The 18,068-nt window shown below is 74.1% G+C and carries 14 protein-coding genes; 5 read left to right on the top strand and 9 right to left on the bottom strand.

Annotation, left to right across the window (positions count from 1 at the left end; all coding sequences use genetic code 11):
• Positions 1 to 129 precede the first annotated feature (129 nt).
• From AB0J97_RS14100 to AB0J97_RS14115, 4 genes are all read right to left on the bottom strand, one after another.
• A complete protein-coding gene (locus AB0J97_RS14100; RefSeq protein WP_357706460.1) occupies positions 130 to 915 on the bottom strand; it encodes an ABC transporter ATP-binding protein in 786 nt (261 codons plus the stop codon).
• The gene (locus tag AB0J97_RS14105; RefSeq protein WP_364088166.1) at positions 905 to 2,017 is read right to left on the bottom strand and encodes an iron ABC transporter permease; all 1,113 of its coding nucleotides are present in this window, start codon (positions 2,015 to 2,017) and stop codon (positions 905 to 907) included. Before AB0J97_RS14105 ends, AB0J97_RS14100 begins: the two co-directional genes overlap by 11 nt.
• Positions 2,010 to 3,083: an ABC transporter substrate-binding protein gene (locus tag AB0J97_RS14110; RefSeq protein WP_364088168.1), complete on the bottom strand. Its 1,074-nt coding sequence runs from the start codon at positions 3,081 to 3,083 to the stop codon at positions 2,010 to 2,012. Before AB0J97_RS14110 ends, AB0J97_RS14105 begins: the two co-directional genes overlap by 8 nt.
• Positions 3,084 to 3,221: 138 nt before the next feature.
• Positions 3,222 to 3,845 (bottom strand): MFS transporter, encoded by a 624-nt coding sequence (locus AB0J97_RS14115; RefSeq protein WP_364088170.1) that lies wholly within the window; start codon positions 3,843 to 3,845, stop codon positions 3,222 to 3,224.
• Between the two features lie 242 nt (positions 3,846 to 4,087).
• Between AB0J97_RS14115 and AB0J97_RS14120 the strand changes: the two genes are divergently transcribed.
• On the top strand, positions 4,088 to 4,696 hold the full coding sequence (locus AB0J97_RS14120) for a hypothetical protein (protein WP_357706455.1): 609 nt from the start codon (positions 4,088 to 4,090) through the stop codon (positions 4,694 to 4,696).
• A gap of 10 nt (positions 4,697 to 4,706) precedes the next feature.
• Here AB0J97_RS14120 and AB0J97_RS14125 read toward each other — a convergent pair whose 3' ends face one another.
• Positions 4,707 to 6,431, bottom strand: coding sequence for a phosphatidylglycerol lysyltransferase domain-containing protein (locus AB0J97_RS14125; protein WP_364088172.1), 1,725 nt, complete (start codon positions 6,429 to 6,431; stop codon positions 4,707 to 4,709).
• Positions 6,432 to 6,509: 78 nt separating this feature from the next.
• Between AB0J97_RS14125 and AB0J97_RS14130 the strand changes: the two genes are divergently transcribed.
• The 4 genes from AB0J97_RS14130 (at position 6,510) to AB0J97_RS14145 (ending at position 13,145) form a co-directional block, all read left to right on the top strand.
• Positions 6,510 to 7,598, top strand: a complete 1,089-nt coding sequence (locus AB0J97_RS14130) for an alpha/beta hydrolase-fold protein (RefSeq protein ID WP_364088175.1) — start codon at positions 6,510 to 6,512, stop codon at positions 7,596 to 7,598.
• A gap of 62 nt (positions 7,599 to 7,660) precedes the next feature.
• The gene (locus AB0J97_RS14135) at positions 7,661 to 8,842 is read left to right on the top strand and encodes an amidohydrolase family protein (RefSeq protein WP_364088177.1); all 1,182 of its coding nucleotides are present in this window, start codon (positions 7,661 to 7,663) and stop codon (positions 8,840 to 8,842) included.
• Positions 8,839 to 10,101, top strand: coding sequence for a M20 family metallopeptidase (locus AB0J97_RS14140; protein ID WP_364088180.1), 1,263 nt, complete (start codon positions 8,839 to 8,841; stop codon positions 10,099 to 10,101). Before AB0J97_RS14135 ends, AB0J97_RS14140 begins: the two co-directional genes overlap by 4 nt.
• 113 nt (positions 10,102 to 10,214) lie before the next feature.
• Entirely contained in the window at positions 10,215 to 13,145 is a 2,931-nt protein-coding gene (locus tag AB0J97_RS14145; protein ID WP_364088185.1) for a glycoside hydrolase family 2 TIM barrel-domain containing protein, read from the top strand.
• A gap of 66 nt (positions 13,146 to 13,211) precedes the next feature.
• Here the strand turns inward: AB0J97_RS14145 and tuf are convergent, their stop codons facing one another.
• The 4 genes from tuf to AB0J97_RS14165 form a co-directional block, all read right to left on the bottom strand.
• Entirely contained in the window at positions 13,212 to 14,381 is a 1,170-nt protein-coding gene (gene tuf / locus AB0J97_RS14150) for an elongation factor Tu (RefSeq protein WP_364088187.1), read from the bottom strand.
• Between the two features lie 225 nt (positions 14,382 to 14,606).
• Complete coding sequence (gene menC, locus AB0J97_RS14155) at positions 14,607 to 15,707, bottom strand: o-succinylbenzoate synthase (protein ID WP_364088189.1); 1,101 nt, start codon at positions 15,705 to 15,707, stop codon at positions 14,607 to 14,609.
• A 157-nt stretch (positions 15,708 to 15,864) separates the two neighbouring features.
• Entirely contained in the window at positions 15,865 to 16,419 is a 555-nt protein-coding gene (locus tag AB0J97_RS14160; protein ID WP_364088191.1) for an acyclic terpene utilization AtuA family protein, read from the bottom strand.
• A 70-nt stretch (positions 16,420 to 16,489) separates the two neighbouring features.
• Positions 16,490 to 18,067: a Na+/H+ antiporter gene (locus AB0J97_RS14165; protein ID WP_364088196.1), complete on the bottom strand. Its 1,578-nt coding sequence runs from the start codon at positions 18,065 to 18,067 to the stop codon at positions 16,490 to 16,492.
• Position 18,068 lies beyond the last annotated feature (1 nt).

The following is an 18,068-nucleotide window of genomic DNA, read 5'->3' on the forward strand; positions in this document are numbered from 1 at the left end:
GTCCTACTTTGCTGATCGACACGGTCTCCCGGCCCCTTCACGACGAAGATCCACTCCGCTCCGTTTATAGCCGGGCGGACGGACGGCGCCGGGTACGGCTCCGCACCGGGGGACGACTGCTGACCGGCCCTAGGGCAGGCGCTTACCTCCCGCCCTGGACGCCACCGCGACGTGCGGCCGCCCGGTGATCGGATGCGGCCCGACGTGCGCCAGCACGCCGAAGACCTCCTCGATGAACGCCGGGGTCAGCACCTCCAGAGGCGGCCCCTGCCCGGCGACCCGGCCGTCGCGCAGGACGACGATCCGGTCGGCGTAGGCGGCGGCCTGGTCCAGGTCGTGCAGCGCGGCCAGCAGCGTCAGGCCCAGCGAGCGGATCAGGTCCAGCAGGAGGAGCTGGGAGCCCACGTCCAGGTGGTTGCCCGGTTCGTCCAGGATCAGCAGCGGCGCCTCCTGGGCCAGCGCGCGGGCCAGCAGCACCCGCTGCCGCTCGCCGCCGGACAGCGTGGTCATCAGCCGGTCGGCCGCCCAGTCCATGCCGACCCGTTCCAGGGCCGTGGCGACCACCGCCCGGTCGCCGGCGCTCTCCCGGTCCAGCGCCCCCTTGTGGCTGTGCCGCCCGGCCGCGACGACCTCGGCCACGGAGAACCCGTCCCCGGCCGGGTTGTGCTGCGGCAGGACCGCCCGCCGCCGCGCGGCGTGCCGGGGCCGCATCCGCCACAGGTCGTCGCCGTCCAGCCGGACGACGCCGCCCGACGGGCGCAGCGACCGGTAGACGGTGCGCAGCAGCGTGGACTTGCCGCTGCCGTTGGGCCCCACCAGCGCCACGAACTCGCCGGGCCCGGCGCTCAACGTGACGTCGGTGACGATGGGCCGCGCGTCGATGCTCGCGCTGACGCCCGCGAGGTCAAGCCGCATCGCCGCCTCCGCCCGTCCGTCGCCGGCGCAGCAGCCACAGGAAGAACGGCACGCCGAGCCCCGTGGTGAAGATCCCCACCGGCAGCTCGTTCGGCCGGTCGGCCACCCGCGCCGCCAGGTCGACCAGCACCAGGAACACCGCGCCCGCCAGCAGCGAGACCGGCAGCACCCGGCGGTGGTCGGCCCCGACCACGAACCGGACCATGTGCGGGACCATCAGCCCGATGAACCCGATGCCGCCGACCACGCTGACCACCGTCGCCGTCAGCAGCGACCCGGCCGCCAGCAGCCCGATCCGCAGCGCCGCGACCGGCACGCCGATCGCGACGGCGGCCTCCTCACCGGCCAGCAGCGCGTTGAGCGCCCGCGCCTGCGAGGACAGCCAGGCCACGCAGCACACGACGAGCAGCGCGGGCACGCCCAGATCGGCCCAGGACGCCCCGGCGACGCTGCCCATCAGCCAGAACATCATGCCCTGCAGCTCGGTCGGGTTGAGCTGGAGCTGCACGAACGTGGTGGCCGCCGAGCACAGGTAACCGACGGCCACGCCGGTCAGCACCAGCCACGAGTCCAGCAGCCGCCCGGAACGCTGGGACAGGACGTACACCACCAGCGCCGACAGCAGCGCGGCGGCGAAGGCGGCCCCGGTGACGCCGAGCGCCCCCGTCAGCCCGGCCAGAGCGCCGCCGCCGAGCGCGGGCACCAGCACGGCCCCCAGCGAGGCCGCCGACGACACGCCCAGCACGTACGGGTCCGCCAGCGGGTTGCGGACCAGCGCCTGCAACGCCACCCCGGCCACCGACAACGCGGCCCCGGCCAGCGCGGCCAGCAGCGCCCGGGGCGTGCGGATCTCCCACACGACCTGCGCGAGCAGCGGATCGGCCTGCCCGCCCCGCCCGGTCAGGTACGCCCACACCACCCCCCACACCTGGTCCGGCGGCAGGTTCACCGACCCGGCGGAGATCCCGATCACCAGGGCCACGACCAGCGCGGCCCCGAGACCGGCCAGCAGGAACCCGGTTCCCCGCCCGGACACCGCGTGCGGCCGCCGCGGCGGGACGGGCGCCGTCCGGCGCGGCGGGGCGGTCAGCGCGTCAGCCACCGGGATGCACCACCTTGGAGATCTTCTCCACGGCCCAGGCGTTGAGCGGCCCGAGGTAGACGCCGTCGGAGACGACCGTGAAGGTCCTGGACTTGGCCGCGGCCCAGTGGGGGTAGGCGGCGAACAGCTTCGCCGCCGCCTCCTCGCCCTTCTCCTCGGGCGTGAACAGCCCGACGACCAGCACGTCCACCTGGGCGGTGGCCAACTGCTCGCGGTTGAGGGTGCGGGTCATGTCGGCGGTCTGCCCGGCGAAGGCGTTGACCCCGCCGGCCGCCCTGATGACGTCGTCGTAGATGCCCCCCGTCATCACGGCGGGCAGGCCGTTGGCGTTCATCATGGCCATGCCGGGATAGGCGACCAGCACCTTCCTGGGCGGCAGCGCCGCGACGCGGGCCCGTACGGACTCCACCCGCGCCCGCAGCTCGCCGATCAGGTCGAACGCCTTGCGCTGCACGTCGAACACCCGCCCGAGCAGGCTGAGGAACTCCAGCGAGGAGTTGATCGACTGGTTGCGGTAGGCGCGCTTCTCCTGCTCGGTCGCCTCCGGCTTGCCCATCGCGCAGTTGACCGGGTTGACCAGCGAGGTGATGCCGGCCGCGGCGAGCTGCTCGCGGGTGGCGAAGCCCCTGGCAGGGTCGAAGCCGCCCGACCAGGTGGACACCACCAGGTCCGGCTTGAGCCTGAGCACCTGCTCGGCGGGCACGTCGAAGTTCTTGTTCATCGTCAGCCCGCCGGTCGGCAGCGCCTTGATGCGGGCGGTCATGGACGGGTCGTCGGACACGCCGTAGCTCTGGGCGTTGGCCAGGATGCTGCGGTCCAGCCCGAGCAGCAGGAAGCTCTCCACCTCGCCCACGCTGGTGCCGTTCAGGATCAGGACGCGCTGCGGCGGGCGGCGGAAGGTGACCCGCGTGCCGCAGTTGTCGAAGGTGAGAGGGTAGACGGTCCGGCCGGCGGACGCCGGCGCGACGGTGGCCGTCTCGCCGCCGGTCGCCGCGGGCGCGCCGCAGGCCGCGGCCAGCAGCACCAGCGCGATCGCCGAGGCCCGGCGGGTACGGGAAGGTCTCATGGGTGATGTCCTCAGAGTCGGGTCCGGAGGCGCGCACGCCGCATCGGCCCCCGGCCAGGGGGCGGGCACGGCGGCGAGCCGGGAATGTCGTCGGAGGAACCGCGGAGGACGGGCGCGCGAGGGACCGCGGGCGCGCTCTCAGGCGGGCAGGCCCACGACCGTCGGACGGACCGGGCACCACGGCTCCGGTCCGGCGGCGGGCGGCCCCCGCAGCACCAGCACGTGCCGCAGGAACAGCCGGACGCGCGCGGTGACGTCGTCGCGCCCGGTCACCGGCGTGCGCGCCGGCGCGGCCCACCCGGTCACGGCGAGGAACAGCACCAGCAGCGGGCGCAGCACCCGTCCGGCCAGCTCGCGGACCAGGGCGCACAGCCCCGACTCCACCCAGCGCAGCCAGACCGACGTCAGCAGCACGCTCGCCGCGTGCACGAGCAGCATCCCGAATCCCGGGACGCCCGTGTCGTGCAGGTGACCCAGACTCGCGGCGTCCGGGGCGGGCACGGGGGCGGGATGGTCACAGCTCAAGGAGAGCAGCACGTGCAGGACGATCTGCGAGGCGCCCGTCGCGGGCACGATGGCGGCCAGCGTGCGCTCCCGCCCGGTCAGCGCCAGGGCCGGAGCCAGGACCAGCAGGAACCCCGCCAGCAGCGCCCCGGGGTCGAAGCAGCCGCCGCCCGCCAGGTGGGCGAGCGCGGCCAGGGCGGCACACGTGCCGGCGAAGCTCGCCGCACGCAGCCACCGCACCACCGACCATGGACCCATCGAGGCCAGATCCTCCCACACGCCTGGGCCGCCCGCTTCTTACGGGGTGCTGCGTGCACGGGGCCCGTGCACCTCCCGCGAGGGCGTGCCTTCCGCCGGGGTGTGCGGTGCGGCCGGGGACGCGTCTCCCGCTGGGGTGTGCGGCGTCGGCGGGGCGGCGTACGCTCCGATGGTGACCCTCCGGTTGACTGCTCCGCCGCCTGACGACCGCTCGACGACGAGGGCTCCGTGAGGAGCCCCACATGACCGGCCTCGGCCCGCGCGCGGTCCTCGTCCCCGACCTGGGCGAGGAGCTGGCCCGCGCGGTGGGCGAGCTGGAGCGGCTGCTGCTGGTGCTGCGCGCCGCCGAGTCCGTGGGCTCGCCGCTGCCCGGCCCGCTCGCCGGCGGCATCGCCCTGAGCGCGCTGCGCCGGCTCTGGCGCGTGATCGGCCCCACGCAGGGCAGGCGCGCCGCCGCCTCCCGCCTCGCCGGCCGCCTGTACGCCCCCGGCGGCCGGGTCGAGCACGTGCCGCTGCGCCTGGTCGACGTCGACCCGCTCGACGTGGCCACCCTGTCGGCGGCCGCCGTGGCGCTCGGCCTCGGCGCGGTCGGCAAGGGCGTCGTCCGCCAGGCCCTCGACGCGGTCGGCACCGACCTGCCCGCCACCGAGCTGGTCTCGGCGGCCGCCCGCTTCACCGGCCTGCTCGACCTGGCCGACACCGCCGACTCCATCGTCCTGCGCGAACGCCTGGCCGCCGCCGGCCCTGGCGCCGACATCGTCCTCACCCCGGAGGCCGAACGCGCCTACCAGGCCACCGCCGGCCGCCTCAACACCATGTGGCCCGCCCCGGGCACCGCCACCTCGCTCTGAACCGGGCGGCTCACGGGGTCTGGGGGGCGGCGGTGGCGGGGTCGTGGTGGAAGGGGCGGGGGAGGCGGAGGCGGGCGCGCAGCGGGAGGCCCGAGGGGATGAACGCCTCGGCCTGCAGTGCCGCGACGCCGATCCTGGGCAGGTCGCGGGCGTTCGGGTAGACGACGAAGCGCGGCTCCCAGATCGGGCGGAACTTGGCGTTGAACCGGTACAGCGACTCGATCTGGAACCAGTGCGACAGGAACACCAGCACCGACCGCCAGGCCCGCAGCACGGGCCCCGCGCCGAGCCGGTCGCCGCGGGCCAGCGCCGCGCGGAACATCGCGAAGTTGAGCGACACCTGCGTGATCCCCAGCGACGGCGCGGCGCGCAGGGTCTCGGCGATCAGCAGCTCGTTGAGCCCCGGGTCGGCGTCGCGGTCGCGGCGCATCAGGTCCAGCGAGACGCCCCGCGTCCCCCACGGCACGAAGTGCAGCACGGCCTTGAGGTCGCCGTCCTTGCAGGCGGTGGCCACCAGGCACTCGGCGTCGGCGGGGTCGCCGAAGCGGCCGAGCGCCATCGAGTAGCCGCGTTCGGTCTGCGTGCCGCGCCACAGGCCGGCGGCGTGGCGGATCTGCTCCTTCTCCTCCTCGGGCACGTCGCGGGCGCGACGCACCCGGCAGACGTACCCGGCGCGGAGGGTGCGGTTGACCATCTGCCGGACGTTGCGCATCGCGCGGCCCTCCAGCGTGAAGTCGGCGACCTCGACGATCGCCTCGTCGCCGATCTCCAGCGCGGACAACCCCGCCACCCGCGTCCAGACCTCGCCGCCCGTCTCGCCGCACCCGATGACGGCGGGCACCCAGGCGTGCCGCCGCGCCTCGGCCATGAACGCGCCGATCGCCGCCGGCCACGCCTCGCGGTCGCCGATCGGGTCGCCGCTGGCCAGCATCACGCCGGAGACGACGCGGTAGGCCACGGCCGCCTTGCCCGACGGCGAGAAGATCACGCTCTTGTCCCTGCGCAGCGCGAAGTAGCCGAGCGAGTCGCGCTCGCCGTGGACGGCCAGCAGGGCGCGCAGGCGGCGTTCGTCGTCGGCGGTCAGCTCGGCGACCGGCCGCTCGGGACGCAGCGCCAGGTAGAGCGTCGTCACGGCGGTGAGCGCGCCCAGCGCGACGAGGGAGAAGTAGACCAGGTCGGAGACGCGTTCCACTTTGAACGTGACCGGCCCCTCGATGCCCGCCAGCCCCAGCGCCACGTGCTCCAGCCGGTCGGCCACCCCGGGATGGTCCACGAGCGCGCCCGGCCGGGCGCTCACGATCACGTACCCGAGCCCCAGGTCGATCGCGCCGAGCACGAGCAGGTTCCACAGCGCCCGCCAGCGCGAGCGCGGGTCGGGCAGCGCCGTGAACTCCCGCCTGCCCGCCACCAGCACGGCCAGCAGCACGACGCTGATCGCCGCGGTCACCGGGCGCAGGTGCAGCACGCCCATGACGGCGCTCAGCGGCAGCAGCACCACCACCGCCCGCCAGGCCCGCACCTTCCCGCGCCGCAGCGCGTGCGCGATCATCACCAGCATGATGCCGACCACCAGCGACGTCGCCCGCGCCACGGTCGTCACCGTCCCGGGCAGCAGGTCCGACCACTGCCCCATCCGCGTGTGCTCCAGCCGCGGCGCCACGGCCTTGAGGATGTCCAGCAGGCCGATGACCAGCGACGCGTAACCCGCCAGCGCGGGGATCCAAGGACGCTTCACAAATACTGATTGAAACTCCTGCCGGTTAATCTCGCCGTTAACCACGCGCTTACGCCGTCCGGGATATTCCTGCTGTTCATGGGACTGACCTCGATCGCGCTGCTGGCGGCGGCCGCGGTGCTCGCGGTGGCCGCGCTCGCGGGCACCGTCTGGGTGTGGCCGCGGCTGGCCGGGCGGGGGCTGCCGCCGGTGCTGGGCCGGGCGGGCCTGCTGGCCGCCTGCCAGACGTTCACCGTGGCGGCGCTCGCGCTGCTGGTCAACTACTACTTCGGCTTCTACGGCTCCTGGGCCGACCTGCTCGGCTCCGACACCGGCACCGCCCAGATCACCGCCGCCGGGGCCGCGGCCGGGCTGCGGGTGCTGGACAGCCGGGCGGTCCCCGGCGGGCGCGTCGAGGAGGTCGTCCTGCCGGGCGCGACCACGCACCTGAGCGAGGAGGCGTACGTGTTCCTGCCGTCGGCCTACTTCAAGGACCCGCGGCGCAGGTTCCCGGCGATCCTCGCCCTCACCGGCTACCCCGGCGACCCGCGCAACCTGATGACCCGGATGGACCTGCCCGGACGGCTGGCGCACGCCATCGCCCTGCACCAGGTCAACCCGGCCGTCCTGGTCATGATGCGGCCGAGCGTGGTGCTGCCGCGCGACACCGAGTGCGTGGACGTGCCGGGCGGCCCGCAGGTGCTGACGTACTTCGCCACCGACGTCCGGCAGGCCGTGACCGCGCACTACCGGGCGGCGCCCGGCGGCGACTCCTGGGGCGTCCTCGGCGGCTCGACCGGCGGCTACTGCGCGCTGAAGCTGGCGATGAGCCGTCCTGACGCGTTCTCCGCCGCGGTCTCCCTGTCGGGCTACTACAAGACGATCGTGGACGGCACCACCGGCGACCTGTTCCACGGCGACAAGGGGCTCGCCGACCGCAACGACCTGATGTGGCGCCTGGCCCACCTGCCCGCCCCGCCCGTGGACGTGCTCGTCACCAGCAGCAGGAAGGGCGAGGCCGACTACCTGCCGACCGAGCGGTTCCTGAACGCGGTCAAACCGCCCATGCGGGCCTCGTCGCTGATCCTGCCCAGCGGCGGCCACAACTTCAACACCTGGAACCGGGAGCTGCCGCAGGCGCTGCCGTGGCTGGTCCAGCAGCTGGCCGAGCCCGCCACGGCCCGCTAGACGAGGGGCCGGACCGGGACGGGGTGGTTCATCCTCGCGCCCACGGGGGAGGAGCTCTCTCCGTGACCGACGTGTACGCCACCGCCGAGCTCGACCTCGCCCCGGCCGGGTTCGTCCGGGCCATCGAGGAGCTGCCGCTGGTCGACCACCACACCCACGGCGTGGTGGCCCGCGACCTGTCGCGCAGCGCGTTCGAGGAGCTGATCACCGAGTCCGACCGGCCGGTGCCGGAGTGGATGACGCAGTTCGACTCCCAGACCGGGTACGCCATCCTGCGCCACTGCGCGCCCGTCCTCGGCCTCGAACCGCACTGCACGCCGGAGGAGTACCTGGCCAGGAGGGCCCGGCTGGGGGCCGGTGAGGTGAACCGGCTGCTGCTGGGCGCCACGGGCGTGGCCCACTATCTGGTCGAGACCGGCTACCGGAGCGAGGAGCTGGTGGGCCCGTCCGGCATGGCGGAGCTCACCGGCGTGCCCGCCGACGAGGTGGTGCGGCTGGAGACGGTGGCCGAGCAGGTCGCGGCCGGCGGCTGCGAGGCGTCCTCGTTCGCCGACGCGTTCGCGCGCGAGCTGTGGGCGCGCACCGGCGGCGCGCGCGGGCTCAAGAGCGTCGCCGCCTACCGTCACGGCCTCGACCTGGACCCCGAGCCGCCGAGCCGGGCCGAGGTCACCGAGGCGGCCGGGCGCTGGCTGGGCTCAGGCGGCGGTAAGCTGACGGACCCGGTGCTGTTGCGACACGTGATCTGGACCGGGATCGAGCGAGGGTTGCCGATCCAGTTCCACACCGGCCTCGGCGACCCCGACCTCGACCTTCGCCGGGCCGACCCGCTGCTGCTGCGCGGCCTCGTCGAACGCGCCGAGCCGTCCGGAGTGCCGCTGGTGCTGCTGCACTGCTACCCGTTCCAGCGGCACGCGGGGTTCCTCGCGCAGGCCTATCCCCACGTCTTCTTCGACGTGGGGCTCGGGGTGACCTACACCGGGGCCCGCAGCGTGGCGCTGGTGGCCGAGAGCCTGGAGGTGGCGCCGTTCGCCAAGGTCCTGTTCTCGTCCGACGGGTGGGGGCCGGCCGAGCTGCACCATCTGGGCGCGGTGTTGTGGCGGCGGGCGATGGCGCGGGTGCTCGGCCGGCTCGTGCTCGACGGCGAGTGGTCGGCCGCGCAGGCGATGCGGGTGGCGGCGATGGTCGGCGCGGACAACGCGCGACGCGTCTACGGACTGGGAACACGGGAGGAGAGCACGGGGTGAACGACCTCGGGGGCCGTACGATCAACGGGCCCGTCGACGGAGCCGTCATCGGGAACGGCACGACGGAGGGCACCGCCTACGCGGTGCTGCGGGAAGGACTGTGGCGGGAGCTGCCCGCCGCGCAGGCGCTGCGCCGCGAGCTGCACGCCGCGCCCCGCCTGTCGGGCCAGGAGGGCCCGACGCGGGCGCGGCTGCTGGACGCGCTGCCCGCCGGGACGGTCGAGCACGTGGCCGGCACCGGCGCGGTGCTGCGCGTCGGCGGTCCGGGCCCGGCCGTGGGCGTGCGCGGCGAGCTGGACGCCCTGCCGCTGGTCGAGCGCACCGGCGTCGAGTGGGCCGCCGGCGGCGGCGCGATGCACGCCTGCGGGCACGACGTGCACATGGCGGCCGTGGTCGCCCTGGCCAGGGCCCTCGACCGGCTCGGCGCCGACCCGCCTCTGCTGGTCGTGCTGCAACCGCGCGAGGAGGGCTTCCCCTCCGGGGCCTCCGACGTCGTGGCGTCGGGCGCGCTGCACCGCCACCGGGTCGGCGCCATGATCGGCGCGCACGTGCAGCCCCTCCTGGCGGAGGGCGTGGTCGCCTCCGTGCCGGGGGCGGTCAACGCCTCCTCCGACGAGTTCAGGGTGGTCGTCAGGGGAGCGGAGGGCCACGCCGCCTACCCCCACCTCACCAGGGACCCGGTGGTGGCCATGGCGCAGGTCATCGTGACCGCCCAGCAGGTCGTCAGCCGGTCCGCCGACCCGATGATGCCCACCGTGGTCACCTTCGGCACGGTCAACGCCGGCACCGCGCCCAACGCCGTGCCGGGCGAGGCCGTGGCCAGGGGGACGCTCCGGGCCATGTCCGAGTCCTGGCGCCAGGAGCTGCACGAACGGTTCACCCAGGTGGTCGAGGACGTCGCCAGGGCGTGCGGCTGCGTGGCCGAGGTGACGATCCTGCCGGGGGAGCCGGTGCTGGTCAACGACGCCGGGCTGGCCGTACGCGCGGGCGGGCTGCTGCGCGAGCAGGGCTGGACGGTCGACGGCGGCCTGCGCTCGTGCGGGGCCGACGACTTCTCCCACTACGCCTCGGTGGCGCCGTCGCTCATGATGTTCGTCGGCGTGGACACCGCCGCCGGCCTGCACAGCCCCGAGTTCCTGCCCGGCGACGCCGCCGTGGGCGCGGTGGCCGAGAGCCTGCTGGCCGGTTACCTGGCGGCGGCGTCCGCGCTGCCCGGCCCCGCCGGAGTGAACGGGATGTTGTTCTCCAGGAACGCCTGAACCCCTGCCACCCTGTCGCGTCCATTCCTCCAACAACCGCGTCAGGGAAGTCCAAGCACCCCCAGAAGGGGCATCGCTGACGAAACCGCCGACGGCCTCTAGTGTCGAAAGGGATGGATCTCGAAACCTTCGCCCCCGGTTCGGGCCGTCTCGAACCCCGCGCGGCACTCCGCTCCGACGCCCCCGCCCTCGACCTCAACGGCCTGTGGCGCTTCCGCCTCTCGCCCGTGGCCGACGTCCCCGACGACTTCGCCCGGCCCGGCTTCGACGACGCCGCCTGGGACGAGCTGCCGGTGCCCGCCCACTGGCCCCTGCACGGCCACGGCGCCCCCGCCTACACCAACGTCTCCTACCCCTTCCCCGTGGACCCGCCGCACGTCCCCGGCGAGAACCCGACCGGCGACTACCGGCGCGCCTTCGACCTGCCGGACGGCTGGAGCGGCGGCCGGCTGCGGTTCGAGGGCGTCGACTCCTTCGCCAGGGTCTGGCTGAACGGCCACGAGCTGGGCTTCTCCACCGGCAGCAGGCTGCCCGTCGAGTTCGACGCGGGGCCGTGGCTGCGTCCGGGACGCAACGTGCTGGCCGTGCGCGTGCACCAGTGGTCGGCCGCCAGCTACCTGGAGGACCAGGACATGTGGTGGCTGCCCGGCATCTTCCGGGACGTCACCCTCACCCGCTCGGCCGCCGACGTGTTCGTGCGGGCCTCCCACGACGGCAGGCTGAGCTTCGAGGCCGCCGAGGGCCGCCTGAGCGTGCCCGAACTCGGCGTACGGGACCTGGAACCCGGCGTCGAGATCACCGTCGAGGCCGAACCGTGGACCGCCGAGACACCCCGCCTGTACGAGGCCGTCCTCACCACCCCGCACGAGACCGTACGGCTGCGCGTCGGCTTCCGCACCGTCTCCGTCGCGGACGGCGTGCTCCTGGCCAACGGCCGCCCGCTGCTGCTCAAGGGCGTCAACCGGCACGAGTTCCACCCCCGCCACGGCCGCGCGGTCCCGTACGAGACCATGCGCGAGGACGTGCTGCTCATGAAGCGGCACAACGTCAACGCCGTCAGGACCAGCCACTACCCGCCGCACCCCGACTTCCTGGACCTGTGCGACGAACTGGGCCTGTGGGTCATCGACGAATGCGACCTGGAGACGCACGGCTTCGGCCAGGTCGGCTGGCGCCGCAACCCCACCGACGACCCGCGCTGGGCCGACGCCCTGCTCGACCGCATGCGCCGTATGGTCGAACGGGACAAGAACCACCCCAGCGTCATCATGTGGTCGCTGGGCAACGAGGCGGGCGTCGGCCGCAACCTCGCCGTCATGGCGGACTGGACACGCGAGCGCGACCCGTCCAGGCCCCTGCACTACGAGGGCGACTGGTCGTGCGCCCACACCGACGTCTACTCCCGCATGTACGCCACCCACGCCGAGGTCGAGGCCATCGGGCGCGGCGAGGAGGACCCGCTCGACGACCCCGCCTTGGACGCGCGGCGGCGCGCGATGCCGTTCCTGCAGTGCGAGTACGCCCACGCCATGGGCAACGGGCCCGGCGGCCTGGCCGAGTACCAGGAGCTGTACGAACGTTTCCCGAGGCTGGCCGGCGGGTTCGTGTGGGAGTGGATCGACCACGGCCTGACCCATTCCCGCCACGAGTACGCCTACGGCGGCGACTACGGCGAGCCCGTGCACGACGGGAACTTCGTCATCGACGGGCTCGTGTTCCCCGACCGCACGCCCTCCCCGGGCCTGCTGGACCTGAAGAAGGTGTTCGAGCCGGTACGGTTCGCGTTCGGCGACGGCGTGGTCCGGGTGGACAACCGGTACGACTTCCGCGATCTCGCCCATCTCGGCTTCCTGGCCGTCGTCGAGGAGGACGGGGTCCCGGTGGCGGAGTTCCCGCTGGAGGTGCCGGCGTCCGGCGGTGAGGTGAAGCTGCCCGCCCTGCCGCCCGGGGAAGGCGCGGGGGAACGCTGGCTCACGATCCGCGCCACCCTGACCGCCGACCAGCCCTGGGCCCCCGCAGGCCACGAACTCGCCTGGTCCCAAACCCCCCTGCCCACCCCGGCCTCCGGCCCGACCCCCGGCCCGGCTCCTGACGCGGCTTCCGGCCCGGTTTCCGGCCCGACCTCTGACCTGGCTCCCGGCACGGCTTCCAGCCCGACCTCTGACCTGGCTCCCGGCCCGGCCGACCGGGCGGGACCGTTGCTCGCCCCCGTTCCCGCCGCCCAGCGGCAGGCGGCGGACGGCGGGCGGCTGGTGCTGGGCGGCGGCGAGTTCGACGCGCGTACCGGTCGACTGGCCCGCCTGTTCGGCCTGGACGTCGAAGGCCCGCGCCTCGACCTCTACCGCGCCCCCACCGACAACGACCGCTACGGCGGCCTGGGCCGCACATGGCGGCAGCTCGGCCTGCACCGTCTCACCCACCGCGTGGACGGCGTCGAGACCGGCGACGGCCTCACCGTCCGCACCAGGGTCGCCCCCGCGGCCACCGACCTCGGCATGCGCGCCACCTGGACCTGGACCGCGACCTCCGGCGACACCCTGGACCTGACCGTGGACGTCGAGCCCGAGGGCGAGTGGCCCGACCCGATCCCGCGCCTGGGCGTGCACCTGACGCTGCCCGGCGAGATCGCGCACGTCATCTGGTTCGGCCGGGGGCCGGGGGAGGCGTACCCCGACACCGGCATGGCCGCCCGCGTGGGCCGCTGGAGCGCCACCGTCGACGACCTCCAGACGCCCTACGTCTACCCGCAGGAGAACGGGCGCCGCGGCGACGTGCGGTGGGCCGAGTTCGGCGGCCCGGACGGGACGCCCGGGTTCCGGGTGGAGGGTGACCCGGTGTTCGGGCTGACCGCGCGCCGGTGGAGCACCGCCGAGCTGGAGGCCGCCCGTCACCGCCCCGACCTGGTGGCCGGGGACCGGGTGCACCTCCACCTGGACCTCGCCCAGCAGGGCATCGGCACCGCCACCTGCGGCCCCGGCACCCTGCCCCGGTACGACCTGCACGCCGCCCCGGCCACCCTTCACCTCCGCTTCACCCCGTCCTGACCACGCACACCAGAGGCCGGTGTCCCTCAGGACCCCGGCCTCCCGGCGGTCAGGCGGGTGGCACCGTCAGGCGGGTGGCACCGTGAGGACGGTGCCCGCGCCGACGGTCAGCCCGCCCTCGCGGACGGCGAACCCGAGACCGGGCTCGACCGCGACCGCCCGGCCCAGCTCGACCGTCACCTCCACCGTCCGGCCCGGCTCGGCGGGCGCGGGCAGCGCCAGCTCGCCGGGCACGTCGGTGGTCCGCAGGTAGAACTGCGGCCGGTACCCCGAGGCGATCGGACGCCGCCGCCCGCCCTCCTCCGGGGTCAGCAGGTACACCCGGGCGGTGAACGACGTGCGGGCGCTCTGGCTGCCGGGCGCGGCCAGGACCATGCCCCGGCGCACCTGCTCGCGGCGCACCCCGCGCAGCAGGACGGCCGCGTTGTCCCCGGCCTCGCCCCGCTCCATCGTCTTGCCGAACGTCTCCACGCCGGTCACCACCGCCGTGAACCCGTCGCCGAACCCGACCGCCTCCACCGTGTCGCCCACGCGCACGGTGCCGCGCTCGATGGCCCCGGTGACGACCGTGCCCCGGCCGGTGACCGTGAGCACGTTCTCCACGGGCATCAGGAACGGCGCGTCCAGGTACCGGACCGGGACGGGGATGTGCTCGTCCACGGCCCGCAGCAGCGCCTCGACCGACGCCGTCCAGACCGGGTCGCCCTCCAGCGCCCGCAGCCCGGACACCCGGACCATCGGGACGTCGCGGTAGCCCTGCTCGGCCAGCAGGTCGGCCAGCTCCAGCTCCACCAGGTCCGTCAGCTCCGGGTCGGCGCCGTCGGCCTTGTTGACGGCGACCACCAGGTGCCCGACCCCGACCCGCCGGGCCAGCAGCACGTGCTCCCTGGTCTGCGGCATGATGCCGTCGTGCGCGGACACGACGAGGATCGCGCCGTCGAGCTGCGCCGCCCCCGTGATCATGTTCTTCACGTAGTCGGCGTGGCCCGGCATGTCGACGTGGGCGTAGTGGCGGGTGTCGGTCTCGTACTCGACGTGCGAGATGTTGATCGTGATCCCCCTGGACGCCTCCTCCGGCGTCCGGTCGATCCGCTCGAACGGCGTGTACGTCGCCTGCCCGCGCTCGGCGAGCACCTTCGTGATCGCCGTCGTCAGCGTGGTCTTGCCGTGGTCGACGTGCCCCATCGTGCCGATGTTGAGATGCGGCTTGTTCCGCACATAGGCCTGCTTGGCCATGATTCCTTCCCTGAAGACCTGGGACCGTGTGTGACCCGTGTCGGGTCGGCAACCTCCCCCCGCCGGGTCACATCAGGACTTACGAGGAGAGGTCAGCGCTCCAGGCCGTCGCAGGCACGCTCGAACACACCCGGCGCGGCGGGTGCGAGACGGCGAGCGTGCAGGAACATGAAGAACATGGTGCGGTGCTCAGCACGCCCGCGCAACGCATTATTCCGCCCGGGCCTACAGCGGGATCCACTCGGTGGACGTCGTGACCTCCTCCAGCACGGACGGGATCGGCTCGACGCCGAGCCCCGGCCCCGACGGCACCTCAAGATGACCGTCCACCAGCTCGAACGGCTCGGTCACGTCGGTCGCGAAGTACCGGCGCGACCCCGAGGTGTCGCCGGGCAGCGTGAACCCCGGCAGCGCCGCCAGCGCCACGTTCGCCGCCCGCCCGAGACCGGTCTCCAGCATGCCGCCGCACCACACCGCCACGCCGTTGGCCCGGCACAGGTCGTGGATGCGCCGCGCCTCCAGGTAGCCGCCGATCCGGCCCGGCTTGATGTTGATGATCGAGCACGAGCCGAGCGCGATGGCGGCCGCCGCGTGCTCGGCCGACTCGATGGACTCGTCCAGGCAGATCGGCGTCCGCAACTGGCGGGCCAGGCGGGCGTGCTGGACGAGGTCGTCGTTGGCCAGCGGCTGTTCGATCAGCAGCAGGTCGAACGCGTCGAGCCGGGCCAGCCGGCGGGCGTCGCTCAGCGAGTACGCCGCGTTGGCGTCCACCTGGAGCAGCAGGTCGTCGCCGAAGCGTTCGCGCACCGCGCGCACCGGCTCGACGTCCCAGCCGGGCTCGATCTTCAGCTTGATGCGGACGTACCCCTCCTCGACGTAGCCGGCCACGGCGTCGAGAAGCTGCGGGATCGAGTCCATGATGCCCACCGACACCCCGCACGGCACCCGGTCGCGGACCGCGCCCAGGAAGTGGCCGAACGACTCGCCGGACGCCCTGAGCTGCGCGTCCAGCACGGCGGTCTCCAGCGCCGCCTTGGCCATGCGGTGGCCCTTGACCGGTTCGAGGGCGTGGCCGACCCCGTACGCGTCCACGTTCTTCGGCAGGGCCGGCAGCAGGAACCGGCGGATCACCTCGGCGGCGCCGTCGACGTACTCGGAGGAGTAGTGCGGCTCGGACATGGCCACGCACTCGCCCCACCCCTCGGCGTCGGGGGTCACCACCCTGACCAGCAGGACGTCCCGGGCGGTCTCGGTGCCGAACGACGTGCGGAACGGCGACACCAGCGGCATCGCGATCCGGCGCAGCTCTACTCCGGTGATCTTCACACTCTCTCCAACTCGGTCGACGCACAGGTGCTCCCTGGTGACCGTACGACATGCGGCGACGCCGGGATTCGTGCCGGGCCACCACAAAGGCGGGCGGTTCTTCGTCCCGGAGTCCTAGAAGCCGGTCCGGGACCGTCCTGGAGCGGTCACCACGGCCTCAGACGACGATCCCCGGCGTACGGGCGATCCGGATCCGGCACGGCGTGTCCTCACTGAGCCGCACCGCCTCCAGCGGCACCGTGACCTCCGGCGTGCGGTACCGGCCGCCGGAGAACGCCGCCGCCAGGCGGGCCCGGACGAACGCGGCCGGGATCTGGCCGTCGATCGCGCTGGTGCCGTCACGCCCGATCTCCGCCACGCACGCGCCCGGCTGCGTGGCCAGCGCCAGACCGGCGACCGTCGCCCCGGCCAGGGCCGACACGTCGCGTCTGGTCCAGCCGTAGTGCCACATGCCGGCCGCCACCACGGGCGCGGCCGGGCAGGCGGGCTCGGTGATCACCACGTCGAGCCCCTGGAGCAGGGCGGTGGCGATCTGCTCGGCGCCCCGCAGGGCCACGGGCGTGATCCGCAGCCCGGGGAGCTCCGGCAGCGGGCCGCCGAGGGTGTAGATCAGCTTGATGCCGGTGGTGAAAGGACCTGGATCGCTGTCGTGCCATCCACAGGCGACGACGCCGACCGACGGGGCGGAGCCCAGCGTGCCGATCCGCAGCATATCGACATGACTACCCTCCGCGCCCCCCGATCACACACCGTCAACGCCGTCCGGGACGGATCCGCGCTGGTCAGCGCAGGCTCCTGGCGTCGAGGGCGCGCAGCACCCGGGAGACCACCTGGGGGTCGGCCCGCGGGTCGCGGCGGGCGTCCAGCACGGCCTGCCGGGCGGCCGACATCATCTCCTCCTGCACCCGCCGGACCAGCCGCGCCCGCTGCGCCCGCTGCTCGAACGCCTCGCGCCGCTCGTCGTCGGCGGCCTCGGGGCTGATCCGCAGCCCGAGGTCCACCATGCGCCTGCCCAGCAGCTCGACGACGTCCTCGGGCAGGTCCTCGGCCTCGTCGATCTCCCGCAGCCGCCGCTTGGCCGCGTGGGCGGCCCGGACGGCCAGGCGCTTCTCCAGGTCGCGTTCGGCCGCCGTGTCGGCCTTGACGCCGAGCCGCGTCACCAGCCACGGCAGCGACAGCCCCTGCACCACCAGCGTCACCAGGATGACCGCGAACGCGATGAACACGATCACCGGCCGCTGCGGGAACGGCTGACCGTCGTGGGTCCGCAGCGGGATGGCCAGCGCCAGCGCCACCGACGCCACGCCGCGCATGCCGGCCCACCACATCACGACGGTCTCGCGCCAGCTCATCGGCACCTCGGTGTCCTCGCGCCGCCCCTTCTTGGCCACCCACGCCGCCGGCAGCAGCCACAGCAGCCGCACGCCCACGACGACGACCACCACGGCGGCGCTCCACCACAGCACCTCCCCGAACCGTCCGTGGACCGTGCCGAACACGGTGTGCAGCTCCAGCCCGATCAGCCCGAACGCGATCCCCGTCACCAGCGTGTCCACCACCTGCCAGAACGTCGCCGAGGCGAAGCGGCCGAACACGTCGTCGGCGTCCGACATGCGGTCGCTGAGGTAGAAGGCGGTGGTCAGCACGGCCAGCACGCCCGACCCGCCCAGCTCGTCGGCCACCGCGTAGCTCACGAACGGCACCACCAGCGACAACCCCACCTGCAACGTCGCGTCGCCCAGCAGCGCCATCAGCCGCCCGGCCGCCCAGCCCAGCGCGAACCCCGCCGCCACGGCCACCACCGCCGACAGCACGAACTCGCCCAGCGCGCCCGGCCAGGAGAACACGCCGGTGACGACCGCCGCGACCGCCACGTGGTAGAGCACGATCGCGGTCACGTCGTTGAACAGGCCCTCGCCCTCCAGCAGCGACACCATGCGCCGCGGCAGGCCCAGCCGCCCGGCCACCGCCGTGGCCGCCACCGGATCGGGCGGCGCCACCAGCGCGCCCAGCGCCGCCGCCGCCGCCAGCGGCAGGCCGGGGACGAGCGCGTGCGCCGTGGCCGCCACGGTCGCCGTCGTCACGAACACGAGTGCCACCGCGAGCAGGAAGATCGGCTGCCAGTTCGCCGCGAACTGCCGCCACGACGTACGCCGCACCGCCGCGTACAACAACGGCGGCAGCAGCAACGGCAGCACGATGCCCGGCGGGATGTCCACGTTCGGCACGAACGGCAGCACCGCCATGACGATGCCCAGCAGCGTCATCAGCACCGGCGCGGGCAGCCCCAGCCGCTCACCCAGCGGAACCGTGATCAGCGCGCCCAGCAGCACCAGCATGAGCAGCACGAACTGGTCCACG

Source organism: Nonomuraea sp. NPDC049607, assembly GCF_040675375.1.
GTDB lineage: Bacteria > Actinomycetota > Actinomycetes > Streptosporangiales > Streptosporangiaceae > Nonomuraea.

Bases quoted from the DNA above. Each gene is read 5' to 3' on its own strand.
- AB0J97_RS14100 (WP_357706460.1), bottom strand. From the start codon at position 915: ATGCGGCTTGACCTCGCGGGCGTCAGCGCGAGCATCGACGCGCGGCCC.
- AB0J97_RS14110 (WP_364088168.1), bottom strand. From the start codon at position 3,083: ATGAGACCTTCCCGTACCCGCCGGGCCTCGGCGATCGCGCTGGTGCTG.
- AB0J97_RS14115 (WP_364088170.1), bottom strand. From the start codon at position 3,845: ATGGGTCCATGGTCGGTGGTGCGGTGGCTGCGTGCGGCGAGCTTCGCC.
- AB0J97_RS14120 (WP_357706455.1), top strand. From the start codon at position 4,088: ATGACCGGCCTCGGCCCGCGCGCGGTCCTCGTCCCCGACCTGGGCGAG.
- AB0J97_RS14130 (WP_364088175.1), top strand. From the start codon at position 6,510: ATGGGACTGACCTCGATCGCGCTGCTGGCGGCGGCCGCGGTGCTCGCG.
- AB0J97_RS14145 (WP_364088185.1), top strand. From the start codon at position 10,215: ATGGATCTCGAAACCTTCGCCCCCGGTTCGGGCCGTCTCGAACCCCGC.
- tuf (WP_364088187.1), bottom strand. From the start codon at position 14,381: ATGGCCAAGCAGGCCTATGTGCGGAACAAGCCGCATCTCAACATCGGC.
- AB0J97_RS14160 (WP_364088191.1), bottom strand. From the start codon at position 16,419: ATGCTGCGGATCGGCACGCTGGGCTCCGCCCCGTCGGTCGGCGTCGTC.